This is a genomic window from Microbacterium atlanticum (assembly GCF_015277815.1).
In the GTDB taxonomy this organism is placed as follows: domain Bacteria; phylum Actinomycetota; class Actinomycetes; order Actinomycetales; family Microbacteriaceae; genus Microbacterium; species Microbacterium atlanticum.
The window spans coordinates 3,650,687-3,666,509 of record NZ_CP063813.1; the positions used below are offsets into that span (position 1 = coordinate 3,650,687).

General features: G+C 72.8%; 15 protein-coding genes. 2 read left to right on the forward strand and 13 right to left on the reverse strand.

The window, feature by feature from the left end:
* Positions 1 to 20 precede the first annotated feature (20 nt).
* The 7 genes from IR212_RS16720 to IR212_RS16760 all read right to left on the reverse strand — a co-directional run bounded on the left by IR212_RS16720 (position 21) and on the right by IR212_RS16760 (position 7,033).
* A complete protein-coding gene (locus IR212_RS16720; RefSeq protein WP_194396972.1) occupies positions 21 to 1,445 on the reverse strand; it encodes a hypothetical protein in 1,425 nt (474 codons plus the stop codon).
* Positions 1,435 to 2,493 (reverse strand): TIGR03943 family putative permease subunit, encoded by a 1,059-nt coding sequence (locus tag IR212_RS17180; RefSeq protein WP_228479392.1) that lies wholly within the window; start codon positions 2,491 to 2,493, stop codon positions 1,435 to 1,437. Before IR212_RS17180 ends, IR212_RS16720 begins: the two co-directional genes overlap by 11 nt.
* A complete protein-coding gene (locus IR212_RS16735) occupies positions 2,486 to 3,565 on the reverse strand; it encodes a permease (RefSeq protein WP_420488604.1) in 1,080 nt (359 codons plus the stop codon). Before IR212_RS16735 ends, IR212_RS17180 begins: the two co-directional genes overlap by 8 nt.
* Positions 3,552 to 3,965, reverse strand: coding sequence for a Fur family transcriptional regulator (locus IR212_RS16740; RefSeq protein ID WP_194396973.1), 414 nt, complete (start codon positions 3,963 to 3,965; stop codon positions 3,552 to 3,554). Before IR212_RS16740 ends, IR212_RS16735 begins: the two co-directional genes overlap by 14 nt.
* 361 nt (positions 3,966 to 4,326) lie before the next feature.
* Positions 4,327 to 5,202, reverse strand: a complete 876-nt coding sequence (locus tag IR212_RS16750) for a metal ABC transporter permease (RefSeq protein WP_194396975.1) — start codon at positions 5,200 to 5,202, stop codon at positions 4,327 to 4,329.
* The gene (locus tag IR212_RS16755; protein ID WP_228479393.1) at positions 5,199 to 5,996 is read right to left on the reverse strand and encodes a metal ABC transporter ATP-binding protein; all 798 of its coding nucleotides are present in this window, start codon (positions 5,994 to 5,996) and stop codon (positions 5,199 to 5,201) included. Before IR212_RS16755 ends, IR212_RS16750 begins: the two co-directional genes overlap by 4 nt.
* Positions 5,997 to 6,022: 26 nt before the next feature.
* Positions 6,023 to 7,033, reverse strand: a complete 1,011-nt coding sequence (locus IR212_RS16760; protein WP_194396977.1) for a metal ABC transporter solute-binding protein, Zn/Mn family — start codon at positions 7,031 to 7,033, stop codon at positions 6,023 to 6,025.
* A 151-nt stretch (positions 7,034 to 7,184) separates the two neighbouring features.
* On the opposite strand from IR212_RS16760, the gene IR212_RS16765 reads away from it, so the two are divergent.
* Positions 7,185 to 8,678, forward strand: coding sequence for a glycosyltransferase (locus IR212_RS16765; RefSeq protein WP_194396978.1), 1,494 nt, complete (start codon positions 7,185 to 7,187; stop codon positions 8,676 to 8,678).
* Here the strand turns inward: IR212_RS16765 and IR212_RS16770 are convergent.
* The 4 genes from IR212_RS16770 to IR212_RS16785 all read right to left on the reverse strand — a co-directional run bounded on the left by IR212_RS16770 (position 8,626) and on the right by IR212_RS16785 (position 13,422).
* Positions 8,626 to 10,008: a dihydrolipoamide acetyltransferase family protein gene (locus IR212_RS16770; protein WP_194396979.1), complete on the reverse strand. Its 1,383-nt coding sequence runs from the start codon at positions 10,006 to 10,008 to the stop codon at positions 8,626 to 8,628. The two genes, IR212_RS16765 and IR212_RS16770, sit on opposite strands and share 53 nt — an antisense overlap.
* Positions 10,009 to 10,121: 113 nt before the next feature.
* Complete coding sequence (locus tag IR212_RS16775) at positions 10,122 to 11,087, reverse strand: alpha-ketoacid dehydrogenase subunit beta (protein WP_194398746.1); 966 nt, start codon at positions 11,085 to 11,087, stop codon at positions 10,122 to 10,124.
* Positions 11,088 to 11,137: 50 nt separating this feature from the next.
* Positions 11,138 to 12,262 carry a thiamine pyrophosphate-dependent dehydrogenase E1 component subunit alpha gene (locus IR212_RS16780; RefSeq protein ID WP_194398747.1) on the reverse strand — a complete coding sequence of 375 codons (1,125 nt, stop codon included), beginning with the start codon at positions 12,260 to 12,262 and terminating at the stop codon, positions 11,138 to 11,140.
* 38 nt (positions 12,263 to 12,300) lie between these two features.
* Entirely contained in the window at positions 12,301 to 13,422 is a 1,122-nt protein-coding gene (locus IR212_RS16785) for a histidinol-phosphate transaminase (protein ID WP_194396980.1), read from the reverse strand.
* Between the two features lie 139 nt (positions 13,423 to 13,561).
* On the opposite strand from IR212_RS16785, the gene IR212_RS16790 reads away from it, so the two are divergent.
* Positions 13,562 to 13,951 carry a phage holin family protein gene (locus tag IR212_RS16790; RefSeq protein WP_194396981.1) on the forward strand — a complete coding sequence of 130 codons (390 nt, stop codon included), beginning with the start codon at positions 13,562 to 13,564 and terminating at the stop codon, positions 13,949 to 13,951.
* Here IR212_RS16790 and IR212_RS16795 read toward each other — a convergent pair.
* Together IR212_RS16795 and IR212_RS16800 are read right to left on the reverse strand one after the other, a co-directional pair.
* Positions 13,926 to 15,455: a hypothetical protein gene (locus tag IR212_RS16795; protein WP_194396982.1), complete on the reverse strand. Its 1,530-nt coding sequence runs from the start codon at positions 15,453 to 15,455 to the stop codon at positions 13,926 to 13,928. The genes IR212_RS16790 and IR212_RS16795 overlap by 26 nt on opposite strands.
* A 44-nt stretch (positions 15,456 to 15,499) precedes the next feature.
* The gene (locus tag IR212_RS16800) at positions 15,500 to 15,802 is read right to left on the reverse strand and encodes a hypothetical protein (protein ID WP_228479394.1); all 303 of its coding nucleotides are present in this window, start codon (positions 15,800 to 15,802) and stop codon (positions 15,500 to 15,502) included.
* Positions 15,803 to 15,823: the final 21 nt, after the last annotated feature.

Genomic DNA, 15,823 nt, shown 5'->3' on the forward strand with positions numbered 1-15,823 from the left:
GTGCCCCTCTGCGCCAGCGGTCAGAGCGGGGGCACCTGGCACCACGAGATCGATGCCCCGTGGAGCGCGACCACCTCTTCGCCGTCGGCGACCTCGAGGATGCGGGTCTCCGGACGCTCGGGAAGCGGGAGCCGGTAGGTGTCGTACGGGTTGGTGACGGCATCCGGCGCCGTCATCACCGCGAGATACCGCGCGCTCGGCGAGACGCAGACCTGGATGACGGCATCGGTCTCGCGAAGCTCGGTCAGGGTGCGCGTGGCGCCGTCGGCACCGACGTGCGCGATCGAGGTGCGGCCGGTGGGCACCTCGTCCTCGAGCACCGCTGCGGTGCGGATGGTCGAGCCGTCGGGGAGCGGGGTCACCGACGTCGTGCCCCCGAGGTCGAGCTCGGGCGTCACGAGTGGCTCCTCGGCCGCGTCGGTGAGATCGATCACCACGGGCTGCTCGAGGCGGTCGACGACGGCCTCGCTCGATCCGCGCGCGATGCCGTCGATGCCGATCGCGGCGCCGAGGGCCGTCGCAGCGCCGGCGTCGGCGCCCGAGCCGGTCAGCAGCAGCGACCCGTCGAACGACATCAGGAGGATGCTGTCGGTGTCGGGGACGAACCGCCACTCCGCGACCCGCGGGTCGGAGCCGGCGACCACGATCTCCCGCGGCTCCGCGTCGGGGTCGCCGAGCGAGGCGGTGAACAGCCGGCTCTCGCGGCCGGAGTCGGCGTCGAGCTCGGCATCCGAGAAGGTGTACCCGATGCGCTCGCCCCGGTCGGCGCTCTGCAGGTTGGAGATGAATCCGTCGCCGGGGAGGGGGAGCTCGCGCCCGTCCTCCCCGTCGAGGTCGGTGACGATGAGGCCCGCCTGGTCGTCGTCGGTGCGCACCGACACGACGAGGTGCTCGCCGGTCGCGCGGAAGTCCTCGATGTGCGCGTGGCGGAACACCGGCACCGCGTTCTGCCCGGTGAGGTCGGTGCGGTAGATCATGTCGCCGTCGTCGGTCCCGCGCTGCAGCAGGAACATCTCGGCCGGCGGCGTGCGGAAGGTCTCGCTGATGGTGCCGGTCGGTCCGCCGCCGAGCGAGGCGACGTCGTCGATCGTGACGGTGTACTCGGTGTCGTCCCACAGCGGCAGCGTGAAGCGCACACCGACGCTGCGGCCGGACGTGTCGACCTCGAACGGCGTCTCGGGCCTGATCGTGACCTGCTCGGGGTCGACCTCGGCGAGGGACTGCGTCGTGGTGACGATGAGCCGGGATCCGGATGCCGCGGCCGCCGCCTCCGGATCCACCGAGACCTCCGTCACGCGAGGCCCCTGGGCGACGCTGGCCGCCGCGCCGGCGAGTCCGAAGACCGCGAGCAGGCCGACGACCACGGCGAACATCCCGACGAACGCGCGGCTGCGGCGGTGCTGCGACTGCGCACGCCGGGTGCGGGGGCCCGGCTCAGTACTCATACGGGTCCTCCGGCTCCGCGATCTCCTCGACCTCGGCGGCGTCGACCACGAGCCGCCCGTCGGACGAGGAGCGCACCGTGCCGGTGATCGTGACCCACTGGCCGGTGCCGGGGGTGGAGGCGTCGGCGACCACCGGGAGGCTCGCCGGCTGCGCGTCGATCACGCAGTGCGTGATCACGAGGCGCGTGAGGTCGAAGACCCCGTCCTCGCCGGGTGTGACGAAGCCGGTGAGTTCGACCGGCTCGCCGTCGAAGGTCTCGGGGTTCGTGGCGGTGGCGAACACCGTCGCCCACTCGCCCACGCCAAACGAGGCGGTGTCGCCGGTGGAGGCGAGCTGCACCGTGTCGGCGCCGCCGAACAGCGGCGTGGCGCCGACGTCGCGCGACATCGCGAGCTCGGCGCTCAGCGACGCGGGCGGCAGCACGAGGGTCAGCACGACGACGCCGGACGCCGCGATGCCCCCGGCGAGCGTCGCCGCGACCGCGAGGGGGTGGCTGCGGCGGACGTGGTCCTCGTGCTCCCGCTCGCGCTCGCGCTCGTGCTCGTGCTCCTGCGCGCGCCCGCGCTCCTGTGCGCGCCCGCGCTCCCGCTCCCGCCCTCGGTCCTCCTCCCGGTCACCGCGAGTCGCCAAGACACGCCGGAGAGCCGGGCCCTCGCCCGGCGTGTCTTGGCGAGTCGAGGGGAAGCCGTGGGCCGCGTGGGGCGCGGACGGGCTGGGGGCGCGGGCGTGACCGCGGACGTGGTCGTCGCCGCGGTGGCGGAGGAAGAGGGTCGAGATCTCGGACTCGTCCTCGTGCGGACGACGGGAGGACCCGCCAGCCTCCCCGTGGTCGTGGCCGTGGTCGGCCTCGGCGCCGAGCGGGAGGGCGAACGACGCCACCGCCCCCGCCAGCACGACCACCGCCATCGACACCGCGAACCACGTCGAGTCCGGGTTGATGTACAGCCCGAGCCGACCCGTTATCGCGAGCGAGATCGTGACGACCGCGAGCACCGCGGCGAGCCCGACGCCCAGCCATCGTGTGCCGATCCACTCCGCCTTACGCAAGGAGGTTCACCGCCGTCCCGATCGCGAAGGCCGCAAGCACCACCACGATCACGATCCCGCCGAGGGTGCGCCACGTGAACGTGGTGCGCAGCAGGGCGAGCATCTTCACGTCGACGATCGGCCCCACCAGCAGGAACGCGACGATCGAGCCCGGTGTGAAGGTCGAGGCGAACGACAGCGCGAAGAACGCGTCGACGTTGGAGCAGATGGACACCACCATCGCCAGCGCCATCATCGCCATGATCGACAGCGCGGGGTTCGCGCCGATCGCGAGGAGCGACTCGCGGGGGATGAGCACCTGCACAGCCCCGGCGAGGGCGGAGCCGATGACGAGCGCCGGCATCACCGCCCGAAGCTCGATGACGAACTGCGCCAGTGTGCGGCGCCACTTCCCGCCGGGCTCGTGCAGCACCAGTTCGCAGGTGTCGCGGAAGCGGTCGGTGAGCAAGGCATCGGGTGACGGATGCCGCGAATACAGCCATCCGATGAGGTTGGCGATCGCGTACCCGCCCAAGAGCCGCGCGACCAGGATGCCGTCGCTGAAGCCGAAGGCCTGGTGCGTGGTGATGATGACGATCGGGTTCACGATCGGCGCCGCGATGAGGAACGTCAGCGTCTCGGGCACCGAGAAGCCGCGCATCAGGAGCCCCCGGGCGAACGGCACGTTGCCGCACTCGCACACCGGCACCACCATGCCGAGGAGCGACAGCACGGCCCGGCGGGCCCACGCGCGGCGCGGCATCCACCGCTCGATCACTCCCGGCGGCACCCACACCTGCACGACGATCGACAGCACCACCCCGAGCGCCACGAACGGCAGCGACTCGATGAGCACGCTGATGGCGAGCGTCAGTCCGTCCTGCGCGCGGGTGGGGAGGGGCGCGGGGAACAGCGTCGGGGCGAGCCAGTCGATGAGGAACAGCCCCGCGACGACGGCGAGGCCCACGCCGATCCACAGCAGGGCGCGCGCTTGCGGCGTCGGCTCCAGGCGGGCGGTCGCCGGCGTGCGACGCGGGTCGGGCGTGCGGGCCGGGCGCTGCGACGCCCGGGTCTGAGGATCAGTCCGCGTCACGCTGCGCATCCCGGGCGGCGGCGCACGACCCGCAGAGCCCGAAGATGTCGACGACATGCTCGGCGTCGCGGAACCCGTGGCGCTCTGCGGTGCTCTTCGCCCACTGCTCGACGTCGGTCGCCTCGATCTCGACGGTCAGCCCGCAGGAGCGGCAGATCAGGTGGTGATGGTGGCCGGTGCTGGTGCAGGCACGGTAGAGCGCTTCGCCCTCGGGGCTCTGGAGCGAGTCCGCCTCCCCTTGGGCCGCGAGACCGGCGAGCGCGCGATAGACCGTGGCGAGTCCGATGCCGGTGTTCTCGCCGCGGAGGGTCGCGTGCAGCGACTGTGCGCTGACGAATCCGCGGGCGTCGGAGAGCGCTTCGCGCACGCGTTCGCGCTGCCACGTGTTGCGCTGGGCCATGGGTTCGAGTCTACCGAGGGGCCCTGAGCGGGAGCCGGGTGCGGTCACCGCGCGGGCGTCCCGTTCAGGTGGCGCAACACGCGGCATCGCGGCATCCGTCACCGCGTGTCGTGACGTGCGAACACCCGAGCACCGCGACCGGTCCCGTTCAGGTGGCGCAACACGCGGCATCGCGGCATCCGTCACCGCGTGTCGTGACATGCGAACGCGCGAGCACCGCGACCGGGCCCGTTCAGGTGGCGCAACACGCGGCATCGCGGCATCCGTCACCGCGTGTCGTGACATGCGAACGCGCGAGATCGCGCGAGGGCGCCTGAGGACGCGCGAGATCGCGCGAGATCGCACGAGGGCGGCCGAAGGGTCACCGGGCAACAGTCTCCACGGCCCGCGTGACGCGGTCGCGCCGCGCGCCGGCCACGCGGCACACGACGTAGATGACGAACGAGATGGTGGTGATGTACGGGCTCACGGGCAGCGTTCCCATGATCGCCAGCAGGATGCCTCCCACCGCCGAGACGAAGCCGAACAGCGCCGCCAGCAGCGGCACCGACACCGGTCCGGCGACGATCCGCATCGCCGCCGCTGCCGGCGTCACGAGCAGCGCCATCACCAGCAGGGCGCCGATGATGTGCACCGCCACGGCCACGATGAGCCCCAGCAGCAGCATGAAGCCGAGCGACACGGCCGTCGTCGGCACCCCCCGCGCGGCGGCGGACTGCGGGTCGAGCGAGTCGAATCGCAGCGGCCGCCAGATGAGCAGCAGGCCGAGCAGCACGACGGCTCCGATCCCGATGAGCCAGCCCAGCTGCCCGGTCTGCACCGAGACGATCTGTCCGGTGAGCAGGCTGAAGCGGTTCGCGCTGCGCCCGTCGTACAGCGAGAGGAACAGGATGCCGAGCCCGAGCCCGAACGGCATCAGCACGCCGATGATCGAGTTGCGGTCGCGCGCCCTGGCGCCCAGGACGCCGATGAGGGCCGCGGCGATGAGCGATCCGACGATGGACCCCGTCACCACGTCCCACCCGATGAGGAGGGCCGCCGCCGCACCGGCGAACGACAGCTCGCTGATGCCGTGTACGGCGAACGCCATGTCGCGCTGCATCACGAAGACGCCGATGAGCCCGCCGACGAGGCCCAGCACGGCACCCGCCCAGACCGAGTTCGACACCAGCGCGAGGATCTCGCCGTAGACCGGCAGACCCCCGAACATCGCGTCCGCGACGTCGCCCCAGTTCATGCGTGCGCCTCGTCGTGGTGGTGGTGGGATGCCTCGGCATCGGGCGCGCCGACCACCACGAGCCGGTCGCCCGCCCGCAGCACGAACACGTGCGCGCCGTAGAGCGCTGTGAGGACGTCCGAGCGGAGCACCTCCTGCGGCGTGCCGAGGGTGAACCGCCCGTTCGCGATGTACAGGATGCGGTCGACCTTTCCCAGCAGCGGGTTGATGTCGTGCGTGACCAGCAGCACCGCGGCATCCTTCTCCCGGCGGTGGCGGTCGATCAGACCGATCACCGCCTGCTGGTTGGCGAGGTCGAGGCTCGTGAGCGGCTCGTCGCACAGCAGGAGCCGCGGGTCGTCGGCGAGCGCCTGCCCGGCGCGCAGCCGCTGCTGCTCGCCGCCGGAGAGCAGGCCGATGGGCCGGTCGGCGAAATCGCCGGCGCCGACGGCGTCGATGAGCGCGTCGACGCGGGCCCGCTCGCCACGGCGGGGGAAGGGCAGGCCGAACCGGTGGCCGTCGACGCCGAGGGTGACGAGGTCGCGTCCGCGCAGCGAGGTGTCGCGCGGCAGCGGACGCGCCTGCGGGATGTAGCCGATGCGTCGGTTCCCCCGCCGCTGCACCGGCGACCCGTCGACGGTGATGTCGCCGCGCGAGAGCGGCTCCAGGCCGAGGATGGCACGCAGCAGCGTCGTCTTGCCCGAGCCGCTCGGCCCGAGCACCGCCACGAGCTCGCCCTCGTGGACGTCGAGGTCCAGGCCCGACCACAGCTCGCGATCGCCGCGCTGCAGAGCGGCGTCGCGAATGCTGATCACGACGGGAGCGCCCGGCGAGGCGGGGCTCACCCGTCCAGCGCCGCGCTCAGCGCCTCGATGTTCGCCTGCATCCACGAGAGGTAAGTCTCCCCCTCCGGCAGCGTTTCCGAAAACGCGATCACCGGGATGCCGAGCTCCTCGGCCACGCCCACGATCTCCTCGGTCTCGGCGCCGCCGGTCTGCGTGTTGGTGATGACGACACTCACGGCGCCGTCTCGCAGGAGCCCGAGGGATTCGAGCAGCGTCGCGGGCGCGACATCCTGCCCTTCCTCGACGGCCTCGCTGAAGGCGTCCGGCGTGGCGTTCTCGAGGCCGGCGGCCGACACCAGGTACGCCGGCACCGGCTCGGTGACGAAGACCTGCGCACCGGCGTGGGCGGTCGTGATGTCGGCGAGCGAGGCTTCGAGCTGCTCGACCTCGGCGCCGAACGCCTCGGCGTTGTCCGCGAACGTCTCGGCATCGTCGGGGCTCAGCGCGGCGAGCTCGTCGGCGATCGCCGCCGCGACGTGTGCGACGGTGTGCGGGTCGTACCAGACGTGCTCGTTGAACCCCTCGACGTGGTCATGGTCGTGCCCGTGATCGCCGGCCTCGTCATGAGCCTCGTCGTCGGCTCCGGCCGCCTCGTCGGCCTCCGCTTCGTCGTGGCCGTCATTCTCGGGCCAGTCGTGCGAGTGCTCCACTGCCGTCACGACCGGCGCCTCGCTGCCACTGGATTCGATCAGGGCGTCGATGAACGCGTCGTACCCGCCGCCGTTCTCGACGATGAGGTCGGCCTTCGACACCGAGAGCTGGTCGCGGGCGCTGGGCTCGAAGGAGTGCGGATCCTGCGACGCATTGGCGACGATCGACGTCACCTCGACCAGGTCGCCGCCGACCTGCGCCGCGATCTGCCCGTAGACGTCGGTCGACGCGACGACCGAGAGTCGTCCAGCGGCGGCGGCCTCGTCCGCTTGCTGACCGCTCGCGCATCCGGCGAGGACGAGAACGGATGCCGCGGCGAGGCCGGCGAGCGCGAGGGAGCGTCGGGGGGAGGTCATGCCCTCCACTCTAACGCTATTGATAATCGTTCTCAAAGCGAGGTGGCCGCCCGGGAAGAACGCGGACGACGCCGCCGCACCGGCTATCGCGCCGCCGGTCGGAGGTCAAGCCCGCCTCCGGCCCCGCCGCAGACGTCGTAGCGTGGCGAGCATGACCGTGGTCCGAGCTTCAGCGAGCCCGCTCGCGCCCGGTCGCCAGGTGGCGGTGACCTGGGGGATCCCCGACCGGTTCGGGGGGATGACGAGCGCGCTGCTGCGCCGATCCCGCCTGTTCGCCCAGACGGGCGCTGCGACGACGGTGGTGACGCTGGAGGATCGGCCGGACTACGACGTCGTCCGCGCGCGCCTCCGCGAGCGCGGCGAGCTCGAGGGCGGGGTCGAGCTGCGCAACATCTACGAGGACTTCCGCATCGCGCACCGCGAGCCGATCGACGCTCCCGCGGCCCCTGCCGCACCGGCGCGCCCAGCGGACGACGAAGCCGTGTCGCCCGCCGGTGCGGTGCATCGATGGCGCGAGGGCGCCGAGGTGGTGCGCGTCGAGCACCGCCGCGCCGACGGCTCGCTCGCGGTGCTCGAGAGCCGCCCGCACCCCGAAGCCGCGAAGCGCACGGTCACGACCTTCGACCCGGCCGGGCGCCCGACCGGAAGGTGGAGCACCGTGCGGCGCTTCCGGCTGGCCTGGCTCGACGAGGTGCTCGGGGGCGCTCCCGCGATCCTCGTGGTCGACAGCAAGGTCGCCGCCCGCGTGCTGCAGCACTACCGTCGGCGCCACGTGACGCTGATCCACCTCGTGCACGGGGCGCACACCGATCGCGCCGGGCGGCTCACCCCGCTGCGGCGGGAAGTGTTCGAGCACCTCGACCGGTGGGACGCGGTGGCGTTCCTGACCGACCGTCAACGGCTGGCGGCGATGACTCACGTCGGCGACGGGCGCAACTTCGTGAGCGTGTCGAATGTCGTCACCATCCCGGAACGGATGCCCCGCCTCCCGCCCGATCGCCTGCACGGCGTCATCGCGAGCGGGCTCAGCCGCCGCAAGCGCATCGAGCACGCCCTGGAAGCGGTCGCCCGCGTCCGCGCGCTCGGTGTGCCGGTGACGCTGGAGGTCGTCGGCGACGGCCCCCAGCGCCGGCCTCTCGAGGCGGAGGCCCGCCGGCTCGGCCTCGCCGAGGCGGTGACGTTCACCGGCTACTCGCCACGCGGCGCCGAGCGCTTCCGCGACGGCGCCTGGACCCTGCTCACCAGCAGATCCGAGGGGGAATCGCTGTCGCTCCTCGAGGCGATGGGGGCGGGATGCCTGCCGATCGCGTACGACATCCCCTACGGCCCCGCCGACGCGATCCACCACGGTCGCTCGGGTTACCTGATCCCCGACGCCGATGTCGCCGGGGTCGCGAGCGCCCTCATCGCGTTGTGCGAACTGGACGAGGATCGTCTGGCGGCGATGCGAAGCGCCGCGCGCCAGGTCGCGCAGGGCTACGGGCCGGACGCGGTGCTCTCGAAATGGGGGCGGGCGCAGGCGGCCGCCGTGCGTCGGCACGCCGAACGCCAGCCGCCCCCGCCGCCGCTTCTGCGCCGGGCTGCCGGCCGCGTCAGTCGAGCAGCAGCGCGGGCTCTTCGAGGATCGAGGCGACGTCCGCGATGAACCGCGACATCCCGTCGCCGTCCACCACGCGGTGATCGAACGAGCCGGCGACGGTGGTGACCCACCGCGGACGCACCTCGCCGTCGACGACCCACGGCTTCTGGCGGATCGTGCCCAGGGCGACGATGCCCGCCTCGCCGGGGTTGATGATCGGGGTGCCCGCGTCCATGCCGAACACGCCGATGTTGGTGATGGTGATGGTGCCGCCCTGCTGATCGCCCGGCGTCGTCTTGCCCTCCCGCGCCGTGAGCGTGAGCTTCTCGAGGGCGCGGGCGAGATCGCGCATCGACAGGTCCTGGGCATCCTTGATGTTGGGCACCAGGAGGCCCCGCGGCGTAGCCGCCGCGATGCCGAGGTTGACGTAGCGGCGCACGCGGATCTCGGCTCCGCCCTCGGCGTCCACCCACGCGGCGTTGACCATCGGCGTGCGACGGGCCGCCCAGATCACGGCGCGCGCCATGATCAGCAGCGGCGAGACCTTGGTGTCGGCGAAGTCCGGCGAGGCCTTGAGCCGCTTGACGAGCTCCATCGTGCGGGTGGCGTCGACATCGGTCCACACCGACACGTGCGGGGCCGAGTAGGCCGACTGCACCATGGCCGACGATGTGGCCTTGCGCACGCCCTTGACGGCGATGGTCTCCTCGCGGCCGGCCGCATCGGGCGTGGGCGTCGAGGGGGCGACCGCCGCCGGACCGGATGCCGCGGGCGCAGCCGGCGCCGCGACCGGGATGGTCTCCTCGCGCACGTCGCCCCACTCGGGCGTCTGGATGTTGCGGAACACGCTGGCCTGCGACGCGTGGCGCACGACGTCGTCGCGGGTCACCTCGCCGGCCGGCCCGCTGGGGGCGACGGTGGCAAGCTCCACGCCGAGGTCGCGCGCGAGCTTGCGGATGGGCGGCTTCGCGACGACGCCGACGGATGCCGCGACCCGCTGCTGCGGCGACACCGCCCGCTTCGTGCGCCGGGACTGGACCTGCCCTCCGGTGCCGTATCCCACCAGCACCGCACCCTCGCCGGAGTCAGATGCCGGCGCCGGGCCGCCGTGCTCGGACTGTCCGACGGTCGCCGGGCCGGAGGCATCCGTCCCGGCGCCGGAGGCGATCGTGATGATGGCGGTGCCGACCTCGACCGTGTCGCCCTCGGTCGCGAGGAGCTCGGCGACGGTGCCCGCGAACGGCGACGGGAGCTCGACGAGCGACTTGGCGGTCTCGATCTCGACGAGGACGTCGTTGACTGCGACCGTGTCGCCGGGCGCGACGCGCCACTGCACGATCTCGGCTTCGGTGAGCCCTTCGCCGACATCGGGGAGGACGAACGTCTGGGTGCTCATGCGGAGCTCCTTTCGATCCCGCCCTTCCCGTGAGACGACAGCGCACGGACGAGACGGCGGGGATCACCCACAGTCTCGTCCATCCGCTGTCGTCTCACGGGAAGGGGAGCGGGTCAGTAGGCCAGGGACCGGTCGACGGCCTCGAGGATGCGGTCGGCGTCGGGGAGGTACGAGCCCTCGAGCTTGGCCGGGGGGAAGGGCGTGTCGAAACCCGACACGCGCAGCACGGGTGCCTCCAGCGCGTAGAACGCCTGCTCCATCACCGTCGCGGCGACCTCCGACCCGAGCGAGGTGAAGCCCGGGGCCTCCTGGGCGTAGACCATGCGGCCGGTGCGGCGCACCGAGTCGAGGATGGGGCCGTAGTCGACGGGCGACAGCGACCGCAGGTCGACGACCTCGCACGACGTGCCCTCGGACTCCGCGAGCGCCGCGGCCTGCAGCAGCGTCGTGACCATCGCGCCGTGTCCGACCAGCGTGACGTCGGTGCCGCGGCGCACCACGCGGGAGGCGTGCAGCGGCAGCGCGCGGGCGGCGGTGTCGACCTCGCCCTTCTGCCAGTACTTGCTCTTGGGCTCGAGGAAGATCACCGGGTCGGGGGAGGCGATGGCGTCCTGGATCATCCAATAGCCGTCGTTCGGCGTCGACGGGCTCACCACGCGCAGCCCGGGCGTGTGGGTGAAGTAGGCCTCGGGGCTCTCCTGGTGGTGCTCGACCGCGCCGATGTGGCCGCCGTAGGGGATGCGGATGACGACCGGCATCTGCAACGCGCCCTCGTGGCGGTTCGTGAGCTTGGCCAGCTGCGTGGTGATCTGGTCGAACGCGGGGAAGACGAAGCCTTCGAACTGGATCTCCACGACGGGGCGGAATCCCGCCATGGCGAGCCCGATCGCGGTGCCGACGAGGCCGGATTCCGCCAGCGGCGTGTCGAGCACCCGCTGCTCGCCGAACTCGGCCTGCAGGCCCTCCGTGACGCGGAAGACGCCACCGAGCTTGCCGATGTCCTCGCCCATGAGCAGCACGCGGTCGCTGCCGGCGAGCGCTGCCCGCAGCCCCGCGTTGATCGCGCGGCTGAACGGCATCGTGGTCACGGCCGGCGGCGCCGCGACGTCCGGTGAGCTGATCGAGAGGGTCACGATGCGCCTCCTTCGAAGGATGCCTCGTACTCGGCGAGCCACCGGCGCTGCTCCTCGATCACCGGGTGCGATTCGGAGTAGACGTGCGCGAACATCGAGTCGGGCTCGAGGCCGCCCAAGGCGTTGGTGCGCGTGCGGACGTCGTCGGCGAGCGCCTGTGCCTCGGCGTCCACGTCGGCGAAGAAGGCCTCGGACGCACCCCGGGCCAGCAGGAACGCCTTCATGCGGGCGATCGGGTCGCGGCGGCGCCACGACTCCTCCTCGCTCGATGTGCGGTACTTGGTGGGGTCGTCGCTGGTCGTGTGGGCCCCGAGGCGGTAGGTCATGGCCTCGATCGCCTGCGGGCCGCCGCCGGCGCGCGCCTCGTCCAGCGCGGCGCGCGTGACCGCCCAGCTCGCCAGCACGTCGTTGCCGTCGACCAGCGTGCTCGGCATCCCGTAGCCCGCGCCGCGCTGGTGCAGCGGCGAGCGCGACTGCGTCGCGACGGGCACCGAGATGGCCCACTGGTTGTTCTGCAGGAAGAAGACCTCGGGGGTGCGGTAGCTGACGGCGAACACCATCGCCTCGTGCACGTCGCCCTGGCTGGACGCGCCGTCGCCGTAGTAGACGATGACCGCCTCGTCGCGCTCGGGGTCGCCGGTGCCGCAGCGGCCGTCGAACACGAGCCCCATGCCGAGGCCGGTCGCGTGCAGGGTCTGCGAGCCCAGCACCAGCGTGTAGATGTGCGTGTTGCCGTTCTTCGGATCCGTCGGGTCCCACCCGCCGTGAGTGAGGCCGCGCATCACGCGGATGATGTCGATCGGGTCGACGCCGCGGATCTTGGTGACCACGTGCTCGCGGTACGACGGGAAGAGGTGGTCCTGCGCGCGGGCGGCGCGCGCCGAGCCGACCTGCGCCGCCTCCTGACCGTAGCTCGGCGGCCACAGCGCGAGCTGTCCCTGACGCTGCAGGTTGGTCGCCTGCACGTCGAACGCCCGGATGACGGCCATGTCGCGGAAGAACGTCTCGAGGTCGGTGTCGCTCAGGGCGTCGACGGCCTCCCGATAAGGCTCCGCGGCGGCGGTGGGGGCGAACGTGCCGTCCGCTTCGAGGAAGCGGACGGTCGCGGGATCATCGGCCAGCGCCGCAGCGTCGGTCGTCACCGATTCTTCAGGCGGGGTCACCGTTCCACGCTAGCCCGCACCCCTGCGTGCCCTTCCGGGAGGTTCTTCACAACGGATGCCGCGATTCCTAGGACCTTCTCGACAGACTCCTCTTCGCCGACGGAGATCCGGATGCCGTCACCGGCGAAGGGGCGCACGATCAGGCCGGCCTCCTCGAACGCGGTCGCGAAGGCGGCGGTCTCGTCACCGGCGGGCAGCCAGACGAAGTTGCCCTGGGCGGCCGGGACGTCCCACCCCGCGGCGCGCAGTCCCTCCGCGAGGAGGTCGCGGCGCGCGGCGATGATCCGCACGCGCTCCAGGAGCTCGTCCTCCGCCTCCAGGCTCGCCAGCGCGGCCTCCTCGGCGTGCGCCGTCACGGACAGCGGGATGGCGGTGGTGCGGGCGGCGTCCAGGATCCGCGGGTGACCGACCGCGTACCCGATCCGCAGGCCCGCCAGCCCGTACGCCTTGGAGAAGGTGCGGAGCACCACCACGTTGGGGTGGTCGCCGCGGCTGAGCACGGCGGCTCCGTCGACGGCGTCGGGATCGGTGACGAACTCGGCGTAGGCCTCGTCGAGGATCACCAGGACGTTCTGCGGCACCCGGGCGACGAACGCGTCGAACTCGGCCTGCGTGACGATGGGCCCGGTGGGGTTGTTCGGGCTGCACACCAGGATCGCGCGCGTGCGCTCGGTGATCGCGGCCGCCATGGCGTCCAGGTCGTGCCGGGCGCCCGCCGCGAGCGGCACCTGGACGGGCCTGGCGCCGGAGACGACCGCGAGCCACGGGTAGGCCTCGAACGAGCGCCAGGCGTAGATCACCTCGTCGCCGGGACCGGAGGTCGCCAGCACCAGCTGGGCGAGGATCGAGACGCTGCCGGCGCCGACGTGCACCTCGTCGGTGCCGACGCCGAAGCGGGAGGCCAGGCGCTCGCGCAGACGTGCGGCCGTGGCATCCGGATACCGGTTCAGCGCGCTGGCCGCCCGCACGCGCTCCAGCACTCCCGGCAGCGGGTCGAACGGGTTCTCGTTGCTCGAGAGCTTGTACGCCTCGGCGCCGGCCTGCCTGCCCTGCTTGTACGGGGGAAGCGCCGCCACCTCCGGGCGCACGCGGACGGGGATGTCGGAAGCGTCGGTCACGCCCCGAGTCTACGAGCGCGGTCCGCTCCGCGTCTGCCGTCCCGCTCCCACCCGGCGCGCGCCGCCGGCAGCGACCCGCGATGCGACCCGCCCGACAGCCGTTGGCGGCCGCGTGGCGTCGTGGAAGACTGGGCGCACTATGGGCTTCCTCATCCGCGTCGTCATCAACGCCTTCGCGATCTGGGTCGTCACCCTGATCCCGGCGCTGCAGGTCAGCGTCATCCCGTTCCCTCCGGGCGACACGCTCCAGCTGGTGCTGACCCTGCTCATCGTCGCGGCGATCTTCGCGCTGGTGAACACGTTCATCGGCACCGTGATCAAGGTGCTGGCCTTCCCGCTCTACATCCTCACGCTGGGACTCATCGGCCTCCTCATCAACGCGTTCCTGCTGTGGCTGACGGCGTGGCTCACCAGCTGGTGGAGCTGGGGGCTGCGCGTCGAGGACTTCTGGTGGGGTCTGGTCGCCGCCATCATCATCACGCTCATCAACTGGGTGTTCGGGATCATCCTGCGTCCGAAGAAGGACTGACGGCCGATCCGCTGCCGCGGGTGGCGGCGTACTCGGTCACCGCCACGGCTTCGGCCCGCCGCAGGTCGGCGAACACCTCGCGCAGGCCGTCGACGCGCGGATCGGTGGAGGCGTCCACGAGCGCTGCCGTCTCGGCGTACGCGCTCAGCCGGTGCGCGGGCAGCCGGGCGTCGTCGGGACCGGCGTCGGGATCGGCGACGCGCTCGGCGACGAAGCTGCCGGGTGCCCCGACCCCTTCCCCGTGCCCGCCGCCCGCGAGCCCGGCAACCGGGTCGTCGGTGTGGCGGAGGGCGACGCTCAGTGTGCGATCGCCGACATCGGCCTCGACCGGCGACCCGAGCGAGACGAGCGTGCGCACGTCGTAGCCTCCCTCGAGCGCCAGGTGCCCGGCGATCATGCCGCCCTGGGAGTGGCCGAACGCGTGCACGACGTCACCCTCCCGCGCGCCCGCCGCCCGGAGGGCCGCCTCGGTGGCCGCGTACGAGTCCGACATCCGACCGGTGTACAGCTCGGCGTTGGACGCGTTGTCCCACGGGTCGTCGCCCCCGAGGGCGAGCGACTGGGTGCCCGCGATGTAGACGGCGAACTGCCTGCCGCCGTCGGGCATCGTGTAGCGCTCGACCCGTACCCGGGAATCGCCGGCGCCCGGCATCCGCTCGGTCACCGCCGCCAGGCTCCGCGGGGCCACTGCCGGGCCGGTGGGCGCCACGCGAACCTGCGCCGCGCCGGCACCGTGAGCGGAGCCACCCGGCGGTGGGACGGTCGCGCCCGCACCGGGCGCGGGTCCGCCGGGCGCCGCCGGGGGGACGCTGCGCACGACGACCGGACCGGCCTCGCCCGTGAGGCGCGCCCCGCGTGACAGCCGCCCGGTGCCGGCGAACCCCACGAACGCCGCGCCGCCGAGCGTGACCAACCCCACGCCGGCGCCGAGGGCGATGGCGCCCGGCTCGCTCACCGAGCCGCCGACGGCGACGCCCCACTGCGTCCCCTGGCGGACCAGCTCGGACGGCCACAGCACCGCCCGCCCGAACTCCGCGCCGAGAGCCGTGCGCCAGGCGTCGGGGTACGTGTCGGCGAGGCCGGTCAGTCGCGCATCCAGGCGCCGTGCCCGGTCGGCATCGCCTGCCAGCACCGCGGCACGATGCTCGGCCTGGATCTCGACCATCTCGTACGCGACCGCGGCCTCGTGCAGCGCCGCGGCGATGCGGTGCGCCTCATCCTGCGCCGCCTGGATCCGGGACGAGAGAACGGATGCCGCCGACTCGGCCGCGGCCGCGTGCGACGGCGCGTCCTGCAGCTGCCGGCGCAGGCCCGCCAGGGTCACCGCGATGTCGTCGAGCTCGGACCGGGCCCGCCCGAAGCCCTCCGCAGCTGTCCGCAGCGTCGCGGTGTCGACGGCGACCGCGCCGCCGGCCTGGAGCTGGAGTCCGCGGTCGACGCGCGGCCACGCTTCGCCCAGCAGGGTGACAAGACCGCCGTAGGGATCGATCGAGTCCGTGCGCACCGGTCGCCGCGGCGCCCCCCCGTCCTCGGAAGGCGGTCCGCCGCTCATCGCCGGTCCCCGGTCGGGGCGACGCCTGGCAGCGCCGCGGCGAACGCCGCACGGTCACGCGCCCGCAGGGCTTCGAGCCGCACGGTCTCGGCCAGGCAGGCGAGCCCCGACACGTCGCCCGCCCACGCGACGGCTCGCTCATGGAACGCCTGCGCAGCCTCGGCCTGCCAGTCGACGTCGTCGGCGAGTCCGCGGGCGGCGGAGGCGGCATCCGTCATCCGGTCGATGAGAGGCGAGAGCGCACCGGCGACGAGCTGCAGCCGGGAGGCCGACGTGCCGGCGTCGAGGGGAAGGATCACCCTTCGATGGTGGCGGCAGGC

Coding starts and splice junctions, on each gene's coding strand:
- IR212_RS16720 (WP_194396972.1), bottom strand. CDS start 1,445: ATGAGTACTGAGCCGGGCCCCCGCACCCGGCGTGCGCAGTCGCAGCAC.
- IR212_RS16740 (WP_194396973.1), bottom strand. CDS start 3,965: ATGGCCCAGCGCAACACGTGGCAGCGCGAACGCGTGCGCGAAGCGCTC.
- IR212_RS16750 (WP_194396975.1), bottom strand. CDS start 5,202: ATGAACTGGGGCGACGTCGCGGACGCGATGTTCGGGGGTCTGCCGGTC.
- IR212_RS16760 (WP_194396977.1), bottom strand. CDS start 7,033: ATGACCTCCCCCCGACGCTCCCTCGCGCTCGCCGGCCTCGCCGCGGCA.
- IR212_RS16765 (WP_194396978.1), top strand. CDS start 7,185: ATGACCGTGGTCCGAGCTTCAGCGAGCCCGCTCGCGCCCGGTCGCCAG.
- IR212_RS16770 (WP_194396979.1), bottom strand. CDS start 10,008: ATGAGCACCCAGACGTTCGTCCTCCCCGATGTCGGCGAAGGGCTCACC.
- IR212_RS16775 (WP_194398746.1), bottom strand. CDS start 11,087: ATGCCGTTCAGCCGCGCGATCAACGCGGGGCTGCGGGCAGCGCTCGCC.
- IR212_RS16790 (WP_194396981.1), top strand. CDS start 13,562: ATGGGCTTCCTCATCCGCGTCGTCATCAACGCCTTCGCGATCTGGGTC.